The sequence below is a fragment of the Waltera acetigignens genome (assembly GCF_025567015.1).
GTDB lineage: Bacteria > Bacillota > Clostridia > Lachnospirales > Lachnospiraceae > Acetatifactor > Acetatifactor acetigignens.
In genome coordinates, this window is record NZ_JAOQJO010000003.1 from 176,072 (window position 1) to 198,160 (window position 22,089).

Annotated in this window: 15 protein-coding genes; 14 read left to right on the top strand and 1 reads right to left on the bottom strand. The window is 48.3% G+C overall.

The features are described 5' to 3' along the window. The 6 genes from mfd (at position 1) to OCV96_RS05110 (ending at position 10,049) form a co-directional block, all read left to right on the top strand. Positions 1-3,567, top strand: coding sequence for a transcription-repair coupling factor (mfd, locus tag OCV96_RS05085; protein ID WP_262593701.1), 3,567 nt, complete (start codon positions 1-3; stop codon positions 3,565-3,567). Between the two features lie 342 nt (positions 3,568-3,909). Next, positions 3,910-4,944 carry a sugar kinase gene (locus OCV96_RS05090; RefSeq protein ID WP_022313609.1) on the top strand — a complete coding sequence of 345 codons (1,035 nt, stop codon included), beginning with the start codon at positions 3,910-3,912 and terminating at the stop codon, positions 4,942-4,944. A gap of 232 nt (positions 4,945-5,176) precedes the next feature. Beyond that, on the top strand, positions 5,177-5,845 hold the full coding sequence (locus OCV96_RS05095; RefSeq protein WP_262593702.1) for a hypothetical protein: 669 nt from the start codon (positions 5,177-5,179) through the stop codon (positions 5,843-5,845). A 99-nt stretch (positions 5,846-5,944) separates the two neighbouring features. Beyond that, on the top strand, positions 5,945-6,583 hold the full coding sequence (locus OCV96_RS05100) for an NUDIX hydrolase (RefSeq protein WP_262593703.1): 639 nt from the start codon (positions 5,945-5,947) through the stop codon (positions 6,581-6,583). 126 nt (positions 6,584-6,709) lie between these two features. Continuing rightward, complete coding sequence (locus tag OCV96_RS05105; RefSeq protein WP_262593704.1) at positions 6,710-8,917, top strand: alpha-galactosidase; 2,208 nt, start codon at positions 6,710-6,712, stop codon at positions 8,915-8,917. 112 nt (positions 8,918-9,029) lie between these two features. Then, positions 9,030-10,049 (top strand): substrate-binding domain-containing protein, encoded by a 1,020-nt coding sequence (locus OCV96_RS05110; protein WP_262593705.1) that lies wholly within the window; start codon positions 9,030-9,032, stop codon positions 10,047-10,049. Here OCV96_RS05110 and OCV96_RS05115 read toward each other — a convergent pair. Next, positions 9,997-10,944, bottom strand: coding sequence for a helix-turn-helix domain-containing protein (locus OCV96_RS05115; protein ID WP_227062124.1), 948 nt, complete (start codon positions 10,942-10,944; stop codon positions 9,997-9,999). The genes OCV96_RS05110 and OCV96_RS05115 overlap by 53 nt on opposite strands. A gap of 474 nt (positions 10,945-11,418) precedes the next feature. On the opposite strand from OCV96_RS05115, the gene OCV96_RS05120 reads away from it, so the two are divergent. The 8 genes from OCV96_RS05120 to manA all read left to right on the top strand — a co-directional run bounded on the left by OCV96_RS05120 (position 11,419) and on the right by manA (position 22,086). Then, positions 11,419-12,870 carry an ABC transporter substrate-binding protein gene (locus OCV96_RS05120; RefSeq protein WP_227732816.1) on the top strand — a complete coding sequence of 484 codons (1,452 nt, stop codon included), beginning with the start codon at positions 11,419-11,421 and terminating at the stop codon, positions 12,868-12,870. A gap of 92 nt (positions 12,871-12,962) precedes the next feature. Further along, a complete protein-coding gene (locus OCV96_RS05125; protein WP_118551044.1) occupies positions 12,963-13,973 on the top strand; it encodes a carbohydrate ABC transporter permease in 1,011 nt (336 codons plus the stop codon). Between the two features lies 1 nt (position 13,974). Next, positions 13,975-14,841 (top strand): carbohydrate ABC transporter permease, encoded by an 867-nt coding sequence (locus OCV96_RS05130; RefSeq protein ID WP_242993539.1) that lies wholly within the window; start codon positions 13,975-13,977, stop codon positions 14,839-14,841. A gap of 20 nt (positions 14,842-14,861) precedes the next feature. Further along, on the top strand, positions 14,862-16,046 hold the full coding sequence (locus tag OCV96_RS05135; protein WP_227062131.1) for an AGE family epimerase/isomerase: 1,185 nt from the start codon (positions 14,862-14,864) through the stop codon (positions 16,044-16,046). Further along, positions 16,040-17,215 carry a glycoside hydrolase family 130 protein gene (locus tag OCV96_RS05140; protein WP_227062133.1) on the top strand — a complete coding sequence of 392 codons (1,176 nt, stop codon included), beginning with the start codon at positions 16,040-16,042 and terminating at the stop codon, positions 17,213-17,215. The genes OCV96_RS05135 and OCV96_RS05140 overlap by 7 nt, the downstream gene beginning before the upstream one ends. 25 nt (positions 17,216-17,240) lie before the next feature. Further along, positions 17,241-18,263 carry a glycoside hydrolase family 130 protein gene (locus OCV96_RS05145; protein WP_227732824.1) on the top strand — a complete coding sequence of 341 codons (1,023 nt, stop codon included), beginning with the start codon at positions 17,241-17,243 and terminating at the stop codon, positions 18,261-18,263. A 50-nt stretch (positions 18,264-18,313) separates the two neighbouring features. Then, positions 18,314-21,070, top strand: a complete 2,757-nt coding sequence (locus tag OCV96_RS05150; RefSeq protein ID WP_262593706.1) for a diguanylate cyclase domain-containing protein — start codon at positions 18,314-18,316, stop codon at positions 21,068-21,070. A gap of 80 nt (positions 21,071-21,150) precedes the next feature. Beyond that, positions 21,151-22,086 carry a mannose-6-phosphate isomerase, class I gene (gene manA / locus OCV96_RS05155; protein ID WP_262593707.1) on the top strand — a complete coding sequence of 312 codons (936 nt, stop codon included), beginning with the start codon at positions 21,151-21,153 and terminating at the stop codon, positions 22,084-22,086. Positions 22,087-22,089 lie beyond the last annotated feature (3 nt).

A 22,089-nucleotide genomic window follows, 5' to 3' on the forward strand; every position in this document is an offset into this window, starting at 1 on the left:
ATGCAGGCACTGATTGCGCCACTGAAAGAACTGGCGGAATATGATGAGATCCGAAAAGTGACCAGACAGGGAAAAGGAACCGTAGCTCTGTCCGGCTGTGTGGACTCCCAGAAACTTCATATGATCTACGGACTCAGCGATGGCCTGAAATACAAGGTCATCGTTACTTATAGTGACTTAAAGGCCAAAGAGATCTACGAGGAATACCGCTTTTATGACAGAAATGTCATGCTGTATCCGGCGAAGGACCTGATCTTTTTCCAGGCGGATATCCACGGCAATCAGCTGGTACAGGAGCGGATCAAGACCCTGCGCAGAGTCGTGGAGGGTAAGCCGGTCACCATTGTTACCACCTATGCGGCACTGATGACACCGCAGGTATTGTGGGAGGAGAAAGACATCATCCGCACCGAGCGGGGCGGCAGTCTGGACGAGAGCAAACTGGCATCCAGACTGGTGGCTATGGGATATGAGAAAGCCTATCAGGTGGAAAGCCCGGGGCAGTTCTCCATCCGTGGCGGCATTGTGGATATCTTTGATCTGACGGAGGAAAACCCCTATCGTATCGAACTGTGGGGAGATGAGGTGGAGTCCATCCGCAGCTTCGACATCCTGAGCCAGCGTTCCATTGAGAAGCTGGAAAGCATCACTGTCTATCCGGCCACAGAGTTTGTACTGTCGGAAGAGCAGATCCGCAAGGGCATCAGTAAGCTTGAAAAAGAAGCAGACAAACAGGAAAAAATCTTCCGGGATGCCCACCAGCCGGAGGAAGCCCACAGGATCGCCACACAGGTCAGCGAATTAAAAGAACAGCTGCTGGAATTCCAGAGTAAGATCAATCTGGAAGGCTACATCCGTTATTTTTATGAAAATACGGTAACCATGCCGGAACTGCTGTCAGATATGGCGGGGCGTTCTCTTGTCTTCTACATCGATGAACCGGCGAGAGTGAAGGAACAGGCGGATGCCATCGAACTGGAATTTCGGGAGAGCATGGAACAACGTGCCAGAAAAGGTTATGTGCTGCCGGGACAGATGAACATTCTCTACAGTGGGGAACAGGTAGCGGCTACTTTAGAGAAAAATGCCGTGGTGACCCTGGCTACCATGGAGACCAAGTACGGATATTTCAAGAAAGAAATGCATGTGGATATTGCTGCCCGCAACATCGCCCCTTATAACAACAGCTTTGAAGCACTGGTCAAGGATCTGAAAAAATATAAAAAGAACGGCTACCGGGTGCTGCTGTTGTCCGGTTCCCGTACCAGAGCCAGACGTCTGGCGGAGGATCTGCGGAACACCGAGGATGCCGGACTGACAGCAGTATACACAGAAGACCCCATGAGGGAAGTACAGCCTGGAGAGATCCTGACCTATTACGGGCATGTGAACAAGGGCTTTGAGTATCCCTGGTTGAAATTCGTGGTGCTGTCCGAGAGTGATATTTTCGGAGCGGAGAAGCGTAAGAAAAAGAAGAAAAAGCTCTATCAGGGGCAGAAGATCAATGATTTCAACGACCTGAAGATCGGGGATTATGTGGTACATGAGACCCACGGACTGGGCATCTATAAGGGCATCGAGAAGGTAGAGGTAGACAAGGTCGTCAAGGATTACCTCAAGATCGAATACCGGGACGGCGGCAATCTGTACATTCTGGCCACCGGACTGGATGTGATTCAGAAGTACGCCTCCGCCGATGCAGCGAAGAAGCCGAAGCTGAACAAACTGGGCGGCAAGGAATGGGAACACACCAAGACGAAGGTACGCAGTGCCGTCAGCGCCGTGGCGAAGGATCTGGTGGAATTATACGCTGTCCGACAGCAGAGCGAGGGCTATGCTTTTGGAAAAGATACGGTGTGGCAGCGGGAGTTCGAGGAAATGTTCCCCTTTGAAGAGACAGAGGATCAGCTGAATGCCATCGCGGACACCAAGGCGGATATGGAAAGCCATCGGATCATGGACCGGCTGATCTGTGGAGATGTGGGCTACGGCAAGACCGAGATCGCCATTCGTGCCGCCTTCAAGGCTGTGCAGGAGGGAAAACAGGTGGTCTATCTGGTGCCCACCACCATTCTGGCACAGCAGCATTACAACACCTTTGTGCAGAGAATGAAGGATTTTCCCATCAACATCGCATTGATGAGCCGCTTCCGTACGCCATCGGAGATCAAAAAGACGGTGAAGGATCTGGAAAAGGGCATGGTGGATATCGTGATCGGTACCCACAGAGTATTATCTGCGGATGTGAAGTTCAAGGATCTGGGTCTGCTGATCATTGACGAGGAACAGCGTTTCGGTGTGGCCCATAAGGAGAAGATCAAGAAATTAAAAGAAAACGTGGACGTGCTGACCCTGACGGCAACCCCCATTCCCCGGACACTGCATATGAGCCTGATCGGTATCCGGGATATGAGCGTGCTGGAGGAGGCCCCCAATGACCGACTGCCGATCCAGACTTTTGTCTGCGAATACAATGACGAACTGGTGAGAGAGGCCATTGTCCGGGAAATGGCCCGGGGCGGACAGGTCTACTATGTCTACAATCGGGTGAACAATATTGCGGATATCGCGGCACAGATCGCAAAGCTTGTGCCGGAAGCCAACGTTGCATACGCCCATGGACAGATGAAGGAACACGAACTGGAGCGGATCATGTTTGATTTCATTAACGGAGAGATCGATGTGCTGGTGTCCACCACCATCATAGAGACCGGACTGGATATTTCCAATGTCAACACCATGATCATCCACGATTCGGACAATCTGGGATTGTCCCAGCTGTATCAGCTCAGAGGCCGTGTGGGTCGTTCCAACCGGAATGCCTATGCTTTTCTGATGTACAAGCGGGATAAGATGTTAAAAGAAGTGGCGGAAAAGCGGCTGGCGGCCATCAAGGAATTTACGGATCTGGGCAGCGGCTTCAAGATCGCCATGCGTGATCTGGAGATCCGTGGCGCCGGTAATCTGCTGGGATTAAGTCAGCACGGACATATGGAGGCCGTGGGATATGACCTGTACTGCAAGATGCTGAACGAAGCGGTGCAGAACCTGAAGGGCATTCATACGGCAGTGGATTTCGCTACGGTGATCGATCTGGATGTGGATGCTTACATTCCGGCGGAATACATTGTCAACGAGACACAGAAGCTGGATATTTACAAACGGATCGCCGGCATCGAGACGATAAAAGAGCGGGATGAAATGAAGGATGAACTGTTAGACCGCTTCGGCAACATCCCCAAGGCAGTGGACAATCTGCTGCGGATCGCCCTCATCCGTATGGCGGCCCACGGTCTGGACATGACGGAGATCAAGGGCAAGAACGAGAGAATCACCTTTAATTTCCGGCCGGATGCGAAGATCGATCCCCGCAAGATTCCGGATTTCCTGAAAAAGCATAAGGATGAATTAAGCTTTACCGCTTACGGCAATCCGTTTTTTACCTACAAATATAAGAAAACAGGACTGGTGGAGACGGATGCGGAACTTTTGATGGGCAGGACTGAGGAATTGCTGGAAGAAATGAAAGAATTGGTGCTGGAAACAGAGCCGATTCAGAATAATTAAGAGAGTTTTATGGGACTTTAAAAATGATACCTTTTTATCAGAACAGGGAACAAAAGGATTCTGATAAGGAGGTATTTTTTATGAAAGGATATGTGACTGCCTGCGGATATATGGGATATGTGGAGAATGAATATATCTTATTTGCCAGCGAGGATGACTATTTTGAATATGTGGATTCGTTAAATTTTTAATTAATGTCCAGTGTCTTTACCGAGGCCGTGCATATGTGATATAGTACAAATGTAAAGAAAAAATGTAAGGGGTTTCAACGCTGCACTGTAAGGAGTAACGGTGAAATTCTGATAAAGCATTTGGCAAAATATGCAGATGGGAGTTTATATTATGGAACTGACTGAGAAGAAGGAATTTGACCTGCTCTCCCTGGGAGAGATCATGCTGAGATTATCACCGCCCGACAATGAGCGTATTACCAGAGGCGACAGCTTCAGCAAGCAGGCAGGAGGTGCAGAACTGAATGCCATTACCGGTGCGGCAATGCTGGGATTGCGCTGCGGTATCATTTCCAAGCTTCCGGCCAATGACCTGGGTGTATATATCAAGAACCGTGTACGTCTCTGCGGTGTCAGCGATGACTATCTGGTATACGATGATGACAAGGATGCCAGATTGGGCGTGTACTACTATGAGAATGGTGCTTACCCCAGAAAGCCCCGTATTGTATATGACCGTAAGAATACCTCCATCAACAAGCTGACCGTTGATGACTATGATGACAAGATCTACAGTGATACCCGCTGCTTCCATACCAGCGGCATCACACTGGCTCTCAGCCCGGAGCTGAGAGCTACCGCTGTTGAGATGATCAAGCGCTTTAAAGCACAGGGGGCCATCATCTCCTTCGATGTGAACTTCCGTGGGAACTTGTGGACCGGCGCCGAGGCGAAGGAATGCATCGAATCCATTCTGCCTTATGTGGACATCTTCTTCTGCTCCGAGGACACGGCGCGTTTGACCTTCCTGAAGGAAGGCGATGCCAAGAGCATTATGAAGAGCTTCACGGAGGAGTATCCAATCTCCATCGTGGCATCCACACAGCGTATCGTACATAGTCCGAAGCGTCATACCTTCGGCTCCATTATCTACAGTGCCAAGGATGATACCTATTATGAGGAAGCACCTTACACCGATATCGAAGTCGTAGACCGCATCGGAAGCGGTGACGCTTATATCTCCGGTGTCCTGTACGGACTGTTGGCACATCCCGGTGAGTATCAGAGAGCACTGGAATATGGCAATGCCATCAGCGCACTTAAGAACACCATCCCCGGTGACCTGCTGTGCACCGACTTAAAGGAGATCCAGGGGATCATCAAGGAGCACAAGTCCACCGGACGTATTGCGGAGATGGACCGCTAAAGCATTTCCTCTTCTTATCTGATCGAACAAATAGAAAACACAAAGCTCTGCCATGTTAATTTAAGTGCATGGCAGGGCTTTTTCTGTTTATTTTTAACAAAATTGAACCTAAAATATATTAAAAAGTCTGCTATACAAGATTAAATTAGTTTGATATACTAAAGACTGATATAGAACTAAAAGCAGGATATTATCAGACGGAAGATTCGAGAAACGGAAGGGAGACAGCAATTTGGAAAAGGAAGACCATATCCGGCAGAAAGAACAATGGAAACAACTGTCTCCTTCTGAAAAATGGCAGTATTTTATGGACTATTATCTGTGGGTTACCATAGGTGTGGCAGCGGGGATCGCTATTGTTATTTTCCTGATCGTACATTTTGCCACCAAGACCAGCTTCATCATGGGAGTCATGGCAGTGAATACGGACGGAGAGCACATCGAAGCCACCGGTCCGGATTATTTTACGGATTTCCTGCGCGAACACGGTGTGATATCCAAACGGGATGTGGTGAACCTGAATGATACGATCTGGATCGATCCGAACTCGGATTCCGATGTGGATTCCACGAATCTCAGCACGATCCAGGTATTGTTCATGACCCGGTCGGTGGATATGTTTTTTTCGGACGAAGAGTTTTTGAAGCTCATGGGCGGTACGGATTATCTGGCGGATTTAAGGGATTATCTGCCTAAGGAACTATTGGACAGATATGAAGATCAGCAGATCATGGTGTTAAATACCATGACGGGAGAAACGATTGTGGCGGGGATCCGGCTTGAGAACAACGAATGGGTAAGGAAGACCGGATGGTATCAGGAGACCGCAGCCGTGGGGCTGGCGGATGGCATGAAGAATCCGGAACTGGCAGTGGCACTGTTGGAGGAGATCCTACAGTAGTTCCGTCACGGCTGCCTGCGCCGGCGGCAGATGATGCGCTGTGGGAACGTGGATGACAGAGCACGATGGGAACAGAAAGACATGGAGTATAAATAGGGCATGGAAAACATGGACACAAAAGGAAATGACAGAAAACACTATCGGGGAATCGAGAAACAGACGGATAATCCGTTTTTGAACCTGTATCACATTGATGCCCTGGGACGGGACGGAACGCCGTTTCATTATTATTTTGCGTCCCGAAATGATGAAAACAATATCAAACACAAGACCCACAGTATGCGCCCTGAGGGCATGGCGGTCTACGCAGTGACAGAGGACGGAGAGAAACTGGTGCTGGTGCGTCAGTACCGGTATCCCGTGAATGATTATCTGTATGAATTGCCGGCGGGACTGATCGAGCCAGAGGAGACCGCTTCGGAGGCCGCCTGTCGGGAAATGATCGAGGAGACCGGCTGGAAACTGGAAGTCTACGAAGGCGGAGAACCGGCCTTCCGCAGAGGATTTTTCCTGGCACAGGGGCTGACAGACGAGAGCGGCAGCATGATCTTCGGAACCGTGACAGAGAATGTGGGACAGCAGATGGAAAATACCGAGGATATTCAGGTGATCCTGGCAGACAGACAGGAAGTACTTCGTATCCTGCGGGAAGAACGGGTGTCCATGCGCTGTGGACTGATGCTGATGCAGTTTTTAAAGACCGGGGCAGAAGATCCCTTTGTCTTTTTGCAGTTGTGACGGACGCTGGGAGAAAGCACAGAGGATAGACGGGACTGTTACCCGGGAAAAACAGGAAAGAAAGACGTTGATCTTGCAAAAGCAGTTCCCAGTTTTAGAAAACTTTTTTGAGAAAAGAGGTAAATTATGGCAATCAAATATATAGAACAGGACAGAACCTTCTGGTTGGACACGGAACACACCAGCTATCTCCTGGCAATTGTAGATCAGGAGAATTTTGTGGGACACGTATATTACGGTCAGAAATTGCAGTATACCGAGAATACACCGGCACCGGTATATTTGCTGCGTACGGGAGAAGCACCCTTCGTTCCGTCACAGAATAACAGAGAGCGTGTGTCATTTCTGGATTCTTTCCCCATGGAATATCCGGGAAACGGTCTGGGAGATTACAGAGAAAGCGCCATTTCCGTGCGGACAGCACAGGGACATGTAGGAGTGCAGTTACAGTATGTCTCTCATGAGATCGTAAAGGAGAAGCCGGCACTGCCGGGACTTCCTTCCACATTTCCGGGGGATGAGGACTGCGATACCCTGATCCTACATCTGGCGGATCCGGTCATCGGTCTGGCTGCAGACCTGATCTATACTACATTTGAAGAGGAAGATGTGATCACCCGCAGTGTGATCCTGAAAAATACGGCAGGGCAGCCTATTTATGTGACAAAAGTTATGTCTGCCTGCCTGGATCTGGACTGCACGGATGAAAAGTATGACATTCTTACGTTGCACGGATCCTGGGCGAGAGAGCGCCAGATGGAGAGAAGAAGTCTGATGCACGGCAAACAGAGTGTTGGCTCCGTGCGGGGAGAATCTTCCCATCAGGAGCATCCCTTTATCGCACTGCTTTCTGCGGATGCCACGCAGGATGCCGGTGAAGTCTACGGTATGCACTTTGTATACTCCGGCAATTTCCTGGCACAGGCGGAGCTTTCCCAGTTCGATTCCATCCGTATGACTATGGGCATTCATCCGGAGAACTTTGTCTGGAAACTGGAGCAGGGAGAAAGTTTCGCAGCACCGGAAGTCGTTATGACCTATTCCTCAGAAGGATTGAGCGGGATGACCCATCATTATCACGATATGTACCGCGGCCATCTGATCCGCGGCGAGTACCGTGATAAAAAGAGACCAATCCTGATCAACAACTGGGAAGCTACCTATTTTGATTTTAACACGGAAAAACTACTGAAGATCGCAGAGCAGGCATCAAAGCTCGGCATTGAGATGCTGGTCATGGATGACGGCTGGTTCGGACACCGTAACGATGACAGTACCAGCTTAGGTGACTGGAAGGTCAATGAGCAGAAACTGCCGGGGGGCTTAAAATCTTTGGTGGAACAGGTCAATGCACTGGGGATGAAATTCGGTATCTGGTTCGAGCCGGAGATGATCTCCCCGGATTCGGATCTGTACAGGGAGCATCCCGACTGGGCCATCGCCATTCCGGGACGGGCAGGCAGCTTATGCAGGAACCAGTATGTGCTGGATCTGTCCCGAAAGGAAGTCAGAGATCATGCCTTTGAAAGCGTGGCGGCAGTGCTGCACAGTGCCAACATCGAATATGTAAAATGGGATATGAACCGGCAGCTGTCGGACCTTGGTAGCGTGGAACTGTCCGCAGACCGTCAGGGAGAACTGTATCACAGATATGTGCTGGGTGTGTATGAATTACAGGAGAGACTGCTGGCAGAATTCCCGCATCTGCTTCTGGAGAATTGTTCCGGCGGCGGAGCGAGATTCGACCCCGGTATGTTATATTACAGTCCGCAGATCTGGTGTTCCGATGACATGGATGCCATTGAGCGATTGAAAATTCAGGAGGGCACGATGTTATTGTATCCGCTGTCCACCATGGGCGCCCATGTATCGGACTGCCCCAACCATACGGTGGGAAGAGTGACTCCTTTTGAGACCAGAGGTCATGTGGCACTGGCAGGCACCTTCGGCTATGAACTGGACATTACGAAGATCCCGGAGAAGGACAGACAGCAGATTCCAGCACAGACCGCCATGTATCATAAATACAACGACCTGATCCGCAGAGGAGATTATTCCCGGATTGCATCATTTTTGGAAAACGGTAATTATGACTGCTATCAGGTGACATCCAAGGATCAGAAAGAAGCGTTGGTAACCTATGTACAGGTACTTTCCCGACCGAACTTCCACAGCAGGAGAGTACGTCTGAAAGGCCTGGCACCGGAGAAACAGTATCGCATCGAGGAGACCGGGGAAATCTTTGGCGGCGACGTGCTGATGCAGGCAGGACTGCTAGTGACACCTCTGTGGGGAGACTACCGCAGTAAGCTGATCCATCTGACCGAGGTGTAAAATTAAGGCAGTGACATGCCTTGACAAACGATTTTGAGAAATCTAATATGGAAGTATAATTGACGATTTATCGGGAAATGTGTAGAAAAATAGCGATAAGGAGTACAAGATTATGGCAAAAGCAGTAAAATTAGCAGATATCGCAGAGAGAGTTGGAGTCAGCACAGTAACAGTGTCCAAGGCACTGTCCGGACAAAAAGGCGTCAGCGAGGAAGTCCGGGAGAAGATCCGCAGCATTGCGGAGGAACTGGGTTATCAGCAGCCGTCAGTGGCAAGAAAAAGTCAGAACCAGAAGAGCTACAATATCGGTATTCTGATCTCTGAGAGATTCCTTGATAAATATGAATCGTTTTACTGGCAGATGTACCAGGCGGTAGCTACCAGAGCCACGGCAAAGGAATGCTTTACCATGCTGGAGGTCATCGGAATGTCAGAGGAAGAGAACGGCAGAATGCCGAAGCTGGTACAGGAACGCAAGGTGGATGGCATTATCGTTATCGGTAAGATGATGGATACTTACCTGCAGCATCTGAATACAGAAGCCGGGATCCCGGTGATCTATCTGGACTATTATAACGGAAGGGAAGCCAGCGATTCCGTTATTTCCAACAGTTATTACGGAACCTATGAACTGACCTACTATCTGTATCGGATGGGACATCACAAAATTGCTTATGTGGGAACCCTGCTTGCTACCGAGAGTATTACGGACCGGTATTTTGGTTATCAGAAGGCTCTTTTGGAGCTGGGACTGGAGCAGAAAAAGGAATGGATCGTGGACGATCGGCACATTGAGACAGGTAAGATCGATACGGTGAATATGTTGCAGCTTCCCAAGGATATGCCTACCGCATTCGTATGCAACTGCGATCTGACTGCGAGCTTTCTGATCAAGAAACTGAGAGAGAACGGATATCGTGTGCCGGAGGACATCTCTGTGGTCGGCTTTGATAACTACCTGTATCCGGGGCTCAGTGACATCCATATCACGACGTATGAAGTAGATATGGGAGAGATGGCGAGAAGAGCCATTCATAATATGATCAAGAAGATCACCAGTGATAATTATAAGTCCGGAGTTACCGTGGTGGAAGGCCGACTGGTACTGAAGGACAGTGTGTCTCACGTATAGACTGCGGTGCATTCTGCCTGTAGACGAAGGGTGTGACACCGGTGTGCTTTTTGAACAGGTGGATGAAATGATTGGTATTGTCGATGCCTACCATAGCCCCCACCTCGTGAATCGGATTATCCGTAGATAGGAGCAGTGATTTTGCTGCTTCTATTTTTTTCCCTTGAAGATATTGCAGCGGGGAAGTATGGAATGTAGCGGAGAATTCCCGACACAGACGGTAGCGGCTGATGCCCAAAGTCTGCTCAAAGTATTCCAAAGAGTGATTTTCAGCATAGTTTTCCTCAAAATCCGCTTTCATGGACAGCAGATAAGCAGGAATGGGCTTCACATCCCGGGAGACGGACAGGGCGGACAGCATCAGTTCTACGAACATGTCGGTCAGTTCTCGGTGAAGCTGTATCTGCTCTGCAGGAGTCGGGGTGAATGAAAATTTGGTCAGCTGCTGCATCCTCTGTGAAACGCTGGAGCCGATGGGAATCGGGTAACAACAGGTAAAAGCAGCCTGAAATATGCTATAATAAGAAGAAAGCTCCGCTCCACTTAAGAAAAACATCTGAAAACGCCACTTTCCCTGCAACAGCCGGAGAGAGAACCCCTGGCTGCAATCTAAGAACAACAGATGCTCGTGATCCAGGACCACTTCGCTGCCCCGGGTAGTAAGGACGGCACTGCCCTCTAAGGTGTAAAGCAGCAGATATGAGGGAAAGGGGTTCCATTCATAATAGAAAGGATCCGAGAGTCGGAATTCTCCACCGGCCAGGGGCAGTAAAAAGCTCTTGTCTTCCAGGGATACTTTATAGATCTGCCCCAGCAGGATTTCCGGGGAACGCTGCCCCTCCACATCGGAGGAAGTGTGCCTCAATGCATTGAGAAAAGTGGTGGAAATGTTCATACAAAAACCTTGCCTTTCCGCAATCTTCAAACTTCGGCTGCTTTAGCAGCTTGTGCAGGAACAAAACTTCATGTGAAGAATTTATTTTTCACACTAGAAACATGCTTTTTTGAAAAAATTAATTAAGCTTAAATACATTATAAGCCATTATTTAAGCTGTTTCAATGACAAAGGATGCAAAGAAAACAAAATTAGTTAATTAAATCAGCTAATTTAATTTAAATTAATTACTTTAATTGTATAATATGTACAAAACATAGGCATAGAACTTGTGAAAATAGAAGATAATAACGAAAATAGCAAGAATAAGAGATTAAAAACAAGAATAGTTGATGATTAATTAATATGATTATGTATAATTAAATTAAGTTACAAAACAGTAAACGCTATCAAATGTAGCAAAAAACAAGGAGGCTAAATCCTCTCCTCGTCAGAGGACTCGGATTTTCCTTCGGAAAACTAGGAGGATTTCTTATGAAGATGAAAAAGTTTTTAGCTCTTTCCACAGCATCAGTCATGGCACTGTCTATGGCAGCATGTGGAAGCACAGACAACGGCGGCGCCGCTGAGAGTTCTGTAGCAAGCACCACTCCCGCAACTGCAGAAGCTTCCAGCGAGGCTGCAGCACCTGCAGAGGTTACCAGCCTGAATTACGCAGAGCTTACTTTGGGTGAGGATTACACCGACATTACCACGACCATTAAGGTCCTGACTAACCGTACCGACCTGTTAGAGGACGGCGCAGCAGTTCCTTTCCAGACTTACATTGATGCATTCAACGAGATGTATCCCAACATCACTGTTGATATTGAAGGTATCACCGACTATGCAAGTGATACGCTGCTTCGTCTGCAGGGTGGTGACTGGGGCGATGTTATGTTTATCCCCGCAGTTGACAAGGCTGACTTAAGCACATACTTCCTTCCTCTTGGAACTACTACCGAGATGGACGGACAGCTGAACTACTACAACCAGATGTACGAAGGCACTGTATACGGTGTTCCTTACACCGCAGGTGTTAGCGGTGGTATCGTATATAACAAGGCAGTATTCGAAGCAGCAGGAATCACTGAGATGCCTAAGACTCCCGAAGATTTCATCGCAGCATTAAAGCAGATCAAAGAGTATGACAGCTCCATCATTCCTCTGTACACCAACTACGCAGCTGGCTGGGCAATGGGCGGCCAGTGGGATCCCGCTATCAGCGGCAGTGCTACCGGAGACAGCACTTATATGAACCAGAAGTTACTGCACACAGCCAATCCTTTTGCTGATCCCGGCGACGGAACAGGCGCTTACAACGTATACAAAGTAATGTACGATGCAGTTGCTGAAGGCCTTACCGAGGAAGACTACTCCACCACGGACTGGGAAGGTTGTAAGGGTATGATCAACAATGGTCAGATCGCTTGCATGGTTCTTGGCTCCTGGGCAGTTCCTCAGATGAAGGAAGCCGGTGACAACGCTGACGACATCGCTTATATGCCTTTCCCTATTACCCTGACCAGCGGTAAGCAGGCAGCATCTGTAGGCCCTGACTACAGCTTTGGTATCAATGCAAACACCACCGAAGACAATCAGGCAGCAGCTCTGTGCTTCGTTAAGTTCATGACAGAAGAATCCGGATTCTCCTATGACTGCGGCGGACTTCCCGTTGCTATCAAGGATACCAGATTACCGGATTTCTACGCAGCATTCAAGGGTATCGACTTTGTAGTGGATGAGCCTGCGATTGAAGGCGAAGAGGATCTGTTAAACGAGCTGAACGCTGAAAGTGGTCTTAACATCAACAACAACGGTGAGACCAAGCTGCAGGAGCTGGTAGAGTGTGCAGCAGATGGTTCCAAGACCTATGATGAGATCATCGACGAGTGGAACGAAGAGTGGACTTCCGCACAGGAGAGCTGTGGTGTAGAGATCCAGTAATTAATAGGTAACTAATTTAATCTTCTGAAGTGAGAGGGAACCATTTATCCGGTTCCCTCTTATCTAAGAGAGAAGGGCATGGAGGTATTTCGATGGGTGCAGAGACAATGAAGAAAACAAAAAAACCCTTCAGCATGAAAAAATGGGTAAAGAGCAGGAACGGACAACAGACCATCGTCATACTGTCCTTCATGATCATTCCCCTGCTTTTGCTGTTCGTGTTCACCTATCTTCCTTTTGGAGAGATGGTAAAATTCAGTTTTTATAAAATGAAATATGCTACCCCGGTAGACAAAAGACAGTTTGTAGGATTTCGGAACTACATCGACGTATTTAAGAAAGATGAATGCTTCAGTGCTTTGAAGCTGAGCCTTTATTACATGGCAGGCGCAATGGTGCAGCTGGTACTTGCGTTGTACCTGGCAACGATCCTTAGCTTTAAGACCAAGTTTGGCAATATGTTCAAGGGATTCATGTTCTTCCCTTATCTGATCAGTGGTATTGCCATTGGATTTATCTTCAAATTCTTCTACACCAGAGGATTTGTATTCGATACGGTATTACAGTGGTGTGGATTTAACTTAGAAAGTCTTCCGTTCTGGCTGAAGGACAAGAGCGTTAACAATATCTCTTTGGTGGCTTCCTCGGTATGGCGTTATTACGGCAACAACATGGTACTCTTCATCGGTGCCATCATGTCCGTGGATTCCGAGATGTACGAGGCAGCAGAGCTGGACGGTGCCAATAAATTCCAACAGTTTATACATATTATCTTACCCAGCATTAAGACCATCGTTACGCTGAACGTGATCCTGTCTATCACAGGTTCCCTAAGTGCTTTCGATCCTCCCTACGTTATCACCAAGGGTGGCGGCGGAACCGCAACCTACTTCGTATTGATGGACAAGATCGCACATACCAACCAGCAGGTAGGTCTGGCGTCAGCCATGGCTGTGGTACTGTTACTGATCATTTTTGCAGCAACAATTTTACAAAAGCTTTTCTTCAAACTGGTATTTAGAAGCTCCGATGCGGATAATGAAGAATATACCAGAAGAAAACGGCTCAGAAGAGAGAGAAGATGGAAGAAGGAGGCAGTGTAAAATGGCAAAGATGAAAACTAACCACAAACATTACAGCGCAGGCGCTGTCATCTGGATCATCATTAAATATTTCAGCCTGGTATTTTTCTCCTTCGTGGCACTTTTGCCTATTGTATCCTGTGTCATCACAGCATTCAAGACCGATGCAGAATATCAGAGCACCAATGTTATGACCCTGCCGGAAAGCTGGCTGAACTTCCAGAACTTTATTGATGCATTTAACCGTGCCAATATGGGCAGAGCCTATCTGAATTCAGCGATCATCCTGGTATTTGTACTGTTAGGCTCCGTCCTGGTGGGAACACAGCTCGCTTATGTACTGAACCGGTTCAAGTTTCCCGGCAACGGACTGATCCGCAGCCTGTTCCTGTTCGCAACCCTCCTTCCCGGAATTGCCATGCAGGTATCTGTGTACCAGATCATGAGTAACCTTGGATTTATCAATCATCTGTATGGTTATATCATTATGAGTATGGGTACGGATGTTATCTCCATCTACATTTTCATCCAGTTCATGGAAAACATTTCGGTATCGTTGGATGAATCCGCATTTATCGACGGAGCCTCCTATTTTACCATTTACTGGAAGATCATTCTTCCGCTTCTGAAGCCCGCTATCGTAACTTCGATGGTGCTTAAGGGAGTAGGCGTATATAACGAGTATTATTGCGCCAGTCTGTATCTGCAGGACAAGAGGACTCTCGGTGTGGTAGCAACCTCCCTGTATACCTTCACCGGACCTCTTGGCAGCAAATACAATCTGATCTGTGCAGGTGTACTGATGTCTCTGCTGCCTGCATTGATCGTATTCCTGCTCTGTCAGAAACAGATTTACAGTGGAATCACCTCCGGCGCTGTCAAGGGTTAATACAAAGGAGAGTGTGGAACATGAAAAATGCGGAAACAAAGAAAATGAGAGAAGAGATCAAAAAGCATCTGACCGAAGGAATCATTCCTTTCTGGAAAGGGATGCGGGATGACGAGTTCGGCGGTTATTACGGTTTTCTGGACTACGATCTGAATCTGGATAAAAAAGCAGAAAAAGGCTGTATCCTGAACAGCAGGATCACCTGGTTCTTCTCCAACGCATATACACTGTTAAAAGACGAGAGTCTGTTGGATGAAGCAAAGCACGGCTACGATTTCCTGAAAGACCATTGTCTGGACAAAGAATACGGCGGTATCTACTGGTCCCTAAACTATGACGGAACCCCGAAGGATACCACAAAACATACTTACAATCAAGCGTTCTGCATCTACGCGCTGTCCTCTTACTATGAGGCCAGCGGGGATGCAGAAGCCCTGGAGCTGGCGAAAAAGCTGTTTACTCTGATTGAGACTACGTGTATGGATGAGGTGGGATATCTGGAAGCATTCACCAGAGACTTTAAACCGGAATCCAATGAGAAGCTGTCGGAGAACGGTGTCCTGGCAGACAAGACCATGAATACCCTGCTTCATGTTTTTGAAGCTTATACGGAGCTGTACCGGGTATCCGGGGATGAAAAAGTGCGCAGACGCCTTCTGTGGATCATGGATGTGTTCGCTGAGAAAGTTTATAATCCGAAGCTCCACAGACAGGAAGTATTTTTCGATAAGCATTATAATACCATTCTGAATCTGCATTCCTACGGCCACGACATCGAGACGGCATGGCTGATCGACAGAGGTTGCAAGGTTCTGGATGATCCGGAACTGACTCAGAAGATGTATGCCATCACCAAAGACCTTACCGCACAGATCTATAAGGTGGCATTCGACGGACACTCTCTGGCCAATGAATGTGACAGAGGTGTCGTGAATGTACACAGAGTCTGGTGGGTACAGGCGGAGACCGTGATCGGTTTCTTAAACGGCTATGAGAAAGAGCCGGAGAAAACGGAATATCTGGAAGCCGCAGAGAAGGAATGGGCATTTATCAGAGATCATGTGATCGATAAGAGACCCGGTTCCGAATGGTTCTGGGAAGTGGATCCGGAAGGAAATCCCTATCCTGACCGCCCCATTGTGGAGCCTTGGAAATGCCCTTACCATAACGGCAGAATGTGCATGGAGGTTATGAAGAGATGTTAGAGCGTTATTACATAGAAAAAGAGAAGCAGGAGAAGCTGCTTTCCCGGAAAAATGTAAAGTCTGATTTCTACAACGGTATTTATGACCGTTATGAACATCCGGTTCTGACCAGAGAACATATTCCCCTGACCTGGAGATATGATCTCAATCCCAAGACCAACCCCTATTTCATGGAGCGCCTGGGAATCAATGCGGTCATGAATTCCGGTGCGATTGAATTAAACGGTAAGTATTATCTGGTAGCCCGTATCGAAGGCAACGACAGAAAGTCTTTCTTCGGTGTGGCAGAGAGTGACAACGGTGTCGATGGTTTCCGTTTCTGGGACTATCCCATCCTGTTGGACGATACTTGTCCGGAAGAGACCAATGTGTACGACATGCGTCTCACCAAGCATGAAGATGGTTACATCTACGGTGTGTTCTGTTCCGAGAGCAAGGATACCTCCGTAAATGATCTGTCCGCAGCAGTAGCAGCTGCCGGTATTGTAAGAACCAAAGACTTAAAGCACTGGGAGAGACTGGAGAATTTAAAGACCCTTCGTTCTCCCCAGCAGAGAAATGTAGTGCTGCATCCGGAATTCGTGGATGGCAAATATGCTTTCTACACCAGACCGATGGATGACTTCATCGAGACCGGAAGCGGCGGAGGAATCGGTTTCGGACTGTGCGACGACATTACCCATGCAGTCATCGACGAAGAGCGCATGACCAGCCTGCGGAAATATCACACCATCACCGAGGCCAAAAACGGTGCGGGAGCTACCCCCATCAAGACAGACAGAGGTTGGATACATATCGCACATGGAGTTCGTAATACCGCAGCCGGTTTACGTTACGTCATTTATGCTTTTGCCACGGACTTAAAAGACCCGGCAAAAGTGATCGCAGAGCCTTCGGGTCTGCTGATCGGTCCCAGAGGGGAAGAGAGAGTGGGAGATGTTTCAAACGTAGTATTTACCAATGGCGCAATCGCAAATGGGAAGGGGGAAGTCTTTATCTACTATGCATCCAGCGATACTCGCATGCATGTGGCAACGACTACTATAGATAAGCTTGTGGATTATGTATTCCACACCCCTTCCGATCCCGGAAGAAGCGTGGAGTGTGTGGCACAGAGATGTGAACTCATCCGCAGAAATGAAGAGTTCTTAAAACAGGAAGCAAGATAAATAACGCAGAAATGAGGTAACTCGAATGAGCAAAGTTAAGATGATCAGTCCTGCAGTACCTAATGTACCCTGGCAGGACAAACCCGAAGGCCATACCGGAGCACCGGTATGGAGATATAGTGAGAACCCTATTATTGGCAGAAATCCCGTAGAAGGAGTAGCCAGAATCTTCAACAGTGCGGTAATGCCCTATGGCGATGAATTCATTGGCGTGTTCCGCGGTGAACAGGTCAACGGTATTCCCTATATTTATTTAGGACGCAGCAAGGATGCTATTCACTGGGATTTTGATAAGAATAAGATCCAGTTCGTAGATGAAGAAGGCAAGCCTTTCATGCCGATTTATGCATATGATCCCAGACTGGTAAAGGTAGAAGATACCTACTATATCATCTGGTGTCAGGATTTCTACGGCGCAGCCATCGGTATTGCGAAAACCACGGATTTCAAGACGTTTGTAAGAATCGAGAATCCGTTCCTTCCCTTTAACCGTAACGCCGTACTGTTCCCCAGAAAAGTACACGGCAATTTCATGATGTTGTCCCGTCCTTCCGACAGCGGACATACACCTTTCGGAGATATCTTTGTCAGTGAGAGCCCGGATATGGTATACTGGGGCAAACACAGACATGTGATGGGAAAGTCTTCCGAATGGTGGGAGTCCTTGAAGATCGGTGGCGGTGCAGCTCCCATTGAGACTTCCGAAGGATGGCTTCTGTTCTATCATGGTGTGAGCGGAACCTGTAACGGTTATGTCTATTCCATCGGTGGAGCAATACTGGATATTGACAACCCGTCCATCGTAAAATATCGTTGTGAGAACTTCCTGCTGACACCGGAAGAGTGGTATGAGGAGAGAGGATTCGTACCGAATGTATGCTTTCCCTGCGCTACCATTCATGATTCCGAGAGCGGCAAGATCGCCATTTACTATGGCGCAGCAGACAGCTATGTAGGACTGGCGTTTACGACCATCGATGAAGTGGTTGACTATATCAAAGAACACAGCGTGGTCACAACAAGCGATACAGAAGAAGGCAGAAGATAGAATCACGGGACCCGCGTAAAGCGGGTCCTTTTTGCTTATGGAGACAGCGTATGAAGGAAAATGAGGAATTATATGCCAGAATCGAAGAACTGGAAAAAGAACTGGCAGAAGAACGTATCAGGAGGAAGATTACCGAGGACAATTCCGACTGTGCGCTGTGGGAGTATGAAATTGCTTCAAAAAAATATGTGCTTTCCAGAAAGCTTGGAGGAAAGTGGAATACCACCAACATGGTCATCGAAAACTATCAGGAACAGATGCATAACTGGGGATTTGTACATCCGGATGACTGGGCGACTTTTGATGAATTCTGCGCCGCAATGGACCGGGGCGACGAGCATATCAGCTATGAGGTACGTCAGGTCAGTGATGAGTCTGCCTTTATCTGGTTCCGTTATGTAGGGATTCCGGTCTATGATAAGGATCATAAGCCATATAAGATCATGGGGAAGACGCTTGATATTACAGGAGAAAAAAAGAACCAGGAGCTGTTGGAACAGAAGGCAGAGAGGGACTCCCTGACAGATCTGTACAATAAAGCGAAAATGCGTAAGCTGGTGGAAAAGCATATCCGGCAGGCCGATGACACAGAAGGAGCTTTTATCATCATTGATATTGATGACTTTAAAACGATCAATGATACTTGCGGACATTTATACGGTGATGAAGTATTGATCAAAATTGCCAATACGATCTTGATCAGTGCAGGCATGGAGGATTATGCGGGCCGCATCGGTGGAGACGAGTTTTGTGTATTCTGCCGTGGGAAAAATGTGGGACAGCACGCTGTGGAGACAGCAGAGAGAATATCCCGTATGGCGGATCAGATCCAGCTGTCAGGCAGACGAGTGACTTTAAGTATGGGAATCTCCCGATATCCGGAGGATGCTTCCTCTTATGAGGAACTGTATCAAAAAGCGGATCAGGCGCTGTACCGGGTAAAACGAAGCGGCAAAAATGCATTCAGCGTGTACGACAAGAACTATAATTATGTCGATTATACCTCAGAACGGAAAGGAACAGACCGGGAGACCGGTTTCTGGCAGGAGCTGGAGAAATATTATAAAGGACGTCAGTGGACAGAAACGGAAAGTGAAATTCTGTCTACTATGACGCGGATGATGGAAAGCTACCTGAACCATGAAGAATATGCAGGGAATGTCAGGGAGCGGGAAAAGGATACAGAAAAGCCGGAACCGGACATTGCCGGAATGGAGACAACGGAAAGCTTTTCGATAAAACTGGAACAGATCCTGCCCTGGCAGGACGGTCAGTATGCAGAGGTATTTCTGGGCATCCGGGATTACGATGAGATTTCCGCGAAGATGAGTGAGGAAGTGAAAAACAGCCTTCTGTACCATCTGGGGACGCACATTCAAAAGCACCTGAAGGGACAGGAAATGGTGTGCCATGTGAAAAAGGATGAGTTCCTATTGCTGTTGGACAATCATGTGGAAGCTGCTTCGGAGAAGATCGGTCATATTATGATCATGTTCGAAGCTATGATCGGAGATAAATACCCCGATGTATCGATCAACCTGTACAGCGGCATTTATTATCTGGAGTCCAGAGGATACCGCCCGGAGGAAATTTTCCGCATCGGCAAGACTCTGAAAAACAAGGCGAAACGTTATTGCACTCTGGAAAACAGCATCTATGAGAACCGCAAGAGTGCGGGGAACATCATTGATAAAGAAGCCGGAATCCTGAACCGGGGCAACCTGACCAGACTGAAAGGTTTTATGAACCGTGCAGCCAAAGGAGAGCGGCTTACGGTAGGATTTATCGGCGGTTCCATTACCCAGGGATTTTCCGCTACGGATCCGGAAAAATGTTATGCGGCAAGGACATTTGGCTGGCTGAAAAAGGTATTTCCCAATACGGAATTTGATTATGTGAACGCCGGAATCGGAGCTACCGATTCCCAGTTCGGCGCGGCGAGAGTACAGGAAGACCTGCTTCAGCGGCTACCGGATCTGGTATTTGTAGAATTTTCCGTGAACGATCACAGTACGCCGCATTTCTGTGAGACCTACGAAGGTCTGGTGAGGCAGATTTATGGCAGTGCGAGCGCACCGGCAATGGTGCTGATCCATAATGTCTATTATGATACCGGTAAAAGTGCGGCATATTATCATGCGCAGGTAGGACGACATTATGATCTGCCCTGCATCAGTATGCAGAACAGTATCTATCCCGCTGTGGCAGCCGGAAGACTGCCGGCAGAGAAGATTACGGCAGATTTCCTTCATCCCAATGATCTTGGTCATGAATTCATGGCATCTGTGATCACGAATTTCCTGGAAAAGGTAATCCATGATAAAACGCAAGAGCCGCAGGAAATTTTCCCGGCCCCGCTGACAGAGAATGCCTATGAGCATTGCGTGAGACTACAATATTTTAATTCCACACCGGAGAAGAGCGGTTTTGAAGAAGATATGACACCGCAGAGAGACATCACGGATATTTTCCGTAACGGATGGAGCGCCGGAGAAAAAGGAGCTTATCTGGAGTTCACTTTCCGGGGAACCGGTGCCGCCGTGCAATACCGCCGAGTGAAGGACGGACCTGCACCCATTGCCACAGCAGTGGTGGATGAGAACCCTGAGACGGCGTGCGTGTTGGACGGAACCTTTGATGAGACCTGGGGAGATAAGATGGAACTGGCAACGATTGCGGAGCATCTGCCCTATGGGGAACACCGGGTACGTGTGGAGATCACGGAGACCCATGCGGAAGACAAGGCAGAGTTCTATCTGGTGTCGGTGATCGTGTCCGGGATGCAGGAAGAAAATTTCGGAAAGTGATTGACAGCCGTGGAACGGTGAGTTATTAGTATAAATAAAAATGTATCACGGACAGATTCAAAGAAAGCAGGAACAGGAGCATGAATAAAGATATTATATTTTTAAATCCGGTGTGTACTCACAACATCTGGGGTGGCACCCGGCTGAACAGAGAATTTGGGTACCCCATCGAGGGCGACGACATCGGTGAGTGCTGGGGTATCAGCGCCCATCCCAACGGAGACGGCACCGTGGCAAGCGGCGCTTATAAGGGAATGAAGCTGTCCGAGCTGTGGGAGAAGCACCCCGAGTTGTTCGGAGACACGGGAATGGATCGTTTCCCGCTGCTGATCAAGATCATTGATGCAAAGGACGACTTAAGCATCCAGGTGCATCCGGATGACGCTTATGCGAAGGTACATGAGAACGGATCCCTGGGCAAAACCGAGTGCTGGTTCATCTTAGACTGTAAGGAAAATGCTACGCTGGTGGTTGGACACAACGCGAAGAGCAGGGAAGAACTGGAGCAGATGATCCAGGAAGGAAAGTGGAAAGAGTTCATCCGTGAGATTCCTATTAAGCCCGGGGACTTCATCCAGATCGATCCCGGTACCGTACATGCCATTAAGGGCGGTACACTGCTTCTTGAGACCCAGCAGAGCAGCGATATTACCTACCGGGTGTATGATTACGACAGATTGAGCAACGGCAAGCCCCGACAGCTGCACATCGTACAGAGTATCGATGTGATCACGGTTCCCGCAAAATCCGCGGACAACAGTGTGGTGCATACCGAGAAGAAGGACGATGCAATACAGCAGCTGATTCAGTGCCCTTACTACACTGTATACCGCATTGATGTGGAACACCGTGTGGAGACCTGGCAGGATAAGCCTTTCGCCCTCATGAGCGTGGTAGAAGGTGAAGGCACACTGAACGGTACTCATTTAAAAAAGGGCGATCATCTGATCCTGCCCGATGGCTACGGCAAAGTAGAATTACAGGGCAGGATGCAGATCATCGCATCTACGATCTAAGTT

Excerpts from the sequence above, each read along its gene's own strand:
- mfd (WP_262593701.1), top strand. The coding sequence starts at position 1 with ATGCAGGCACTGATTGCGCCACTGAAAGAACTGGCGGAATATGATGAG.
- OCV96_RS05090 (WP_022313609.1), top strand. The coding sequence starts at position 3,910 with ATGGAACTGACTGAGAAGAAGGAATTTGACCTGCTCTCCCTGGGAGAG.
- OCV96_RS05100 (WP_262593703.1), top strand. The coding sequence starts at position 5,945 with ATGGAAAACATGGACACAAAAGGAAATGACAGAAAACACTATCGGGGA.
- OCV96_RS05105 (WP_262593704.1), top strand. The coding sequence starts at position 6,710 with ATGGCAATCAAATATATAGAACAGGACAGAACCTTCTGGTTGGACACG.
- OCV96_RS05110 (WP_262593705.1), top strand. The coding sequence starts at position 9,030 with ATGGCAAAAGCAGTAAAATTAGCAGATATCGCAGAGAGAGTTGGAGTC.
- OCV96_RS05115 (WP_227062124.1), bottom strand. The coding sequence starts at position 10,944 with ATGAACATTTCCACCACTTTTCTCAATGCATTGAGGCACACTTCCTCC.
- OCV96_RS05120 (WP_227732816.1), top strand. The coding sequence starts at position 11,419 with ATGAAGATGAAAAAGTTTTTAGCTCTTTCCACAGCATCAGTCATGGCA.
- OCV96_RS05125 (WP_118551044.1), top strand. The coding sequence starts at position 12,963 with ATGGGTGCAGAGACAATGAAGAAAACAAAAAAACCCTTCAGCATGAAA.
- OCV96_RS05130 (WP_242993539.1), top strand. The coding sequence starts at position 13,975 with ATGGCAAAGATGAAAACTAACCACAAACATTACAGCGCAGGCGCTGTC.
- OCV96_RS05135 (WP_227062131.1), top strand. The coding sequence starts at position 14,862 with ATGAAAAATGCGGAAACAAAGAAAATGAGAGAAGAGATCAAAAAGCAT.
- OCV96_RS05140 (WP_227062133.1), top strand. The coding sequence starts at position 16,040 with ATGTTAGAGCGTTATTACATAGAAAAAGAGAAGCAGGAGAAGCTGCTT.
- OCV96_RS05145 (WP_227732824.1), top strand. The coding sequence starts at position 17,241 with ATGAGCAAAGTTAAGATGATCAGTCCTGCAGTACCTAATGTACCCTGG.
- OCV96_RS05150 (WP_262593706.1), top strand. The coding sequence starts at position 18,314 with ATGAAGGAAAATGAGGAATTATATGCCAGAATCGAAGAACTGGAAAAA.
- manA (WP_262593707.1), top strand. The coding sequence starts at position 21,151 with ATGAATAAAGATATTATATTTTTAAATCCGGTGTGTACTCACAACATC.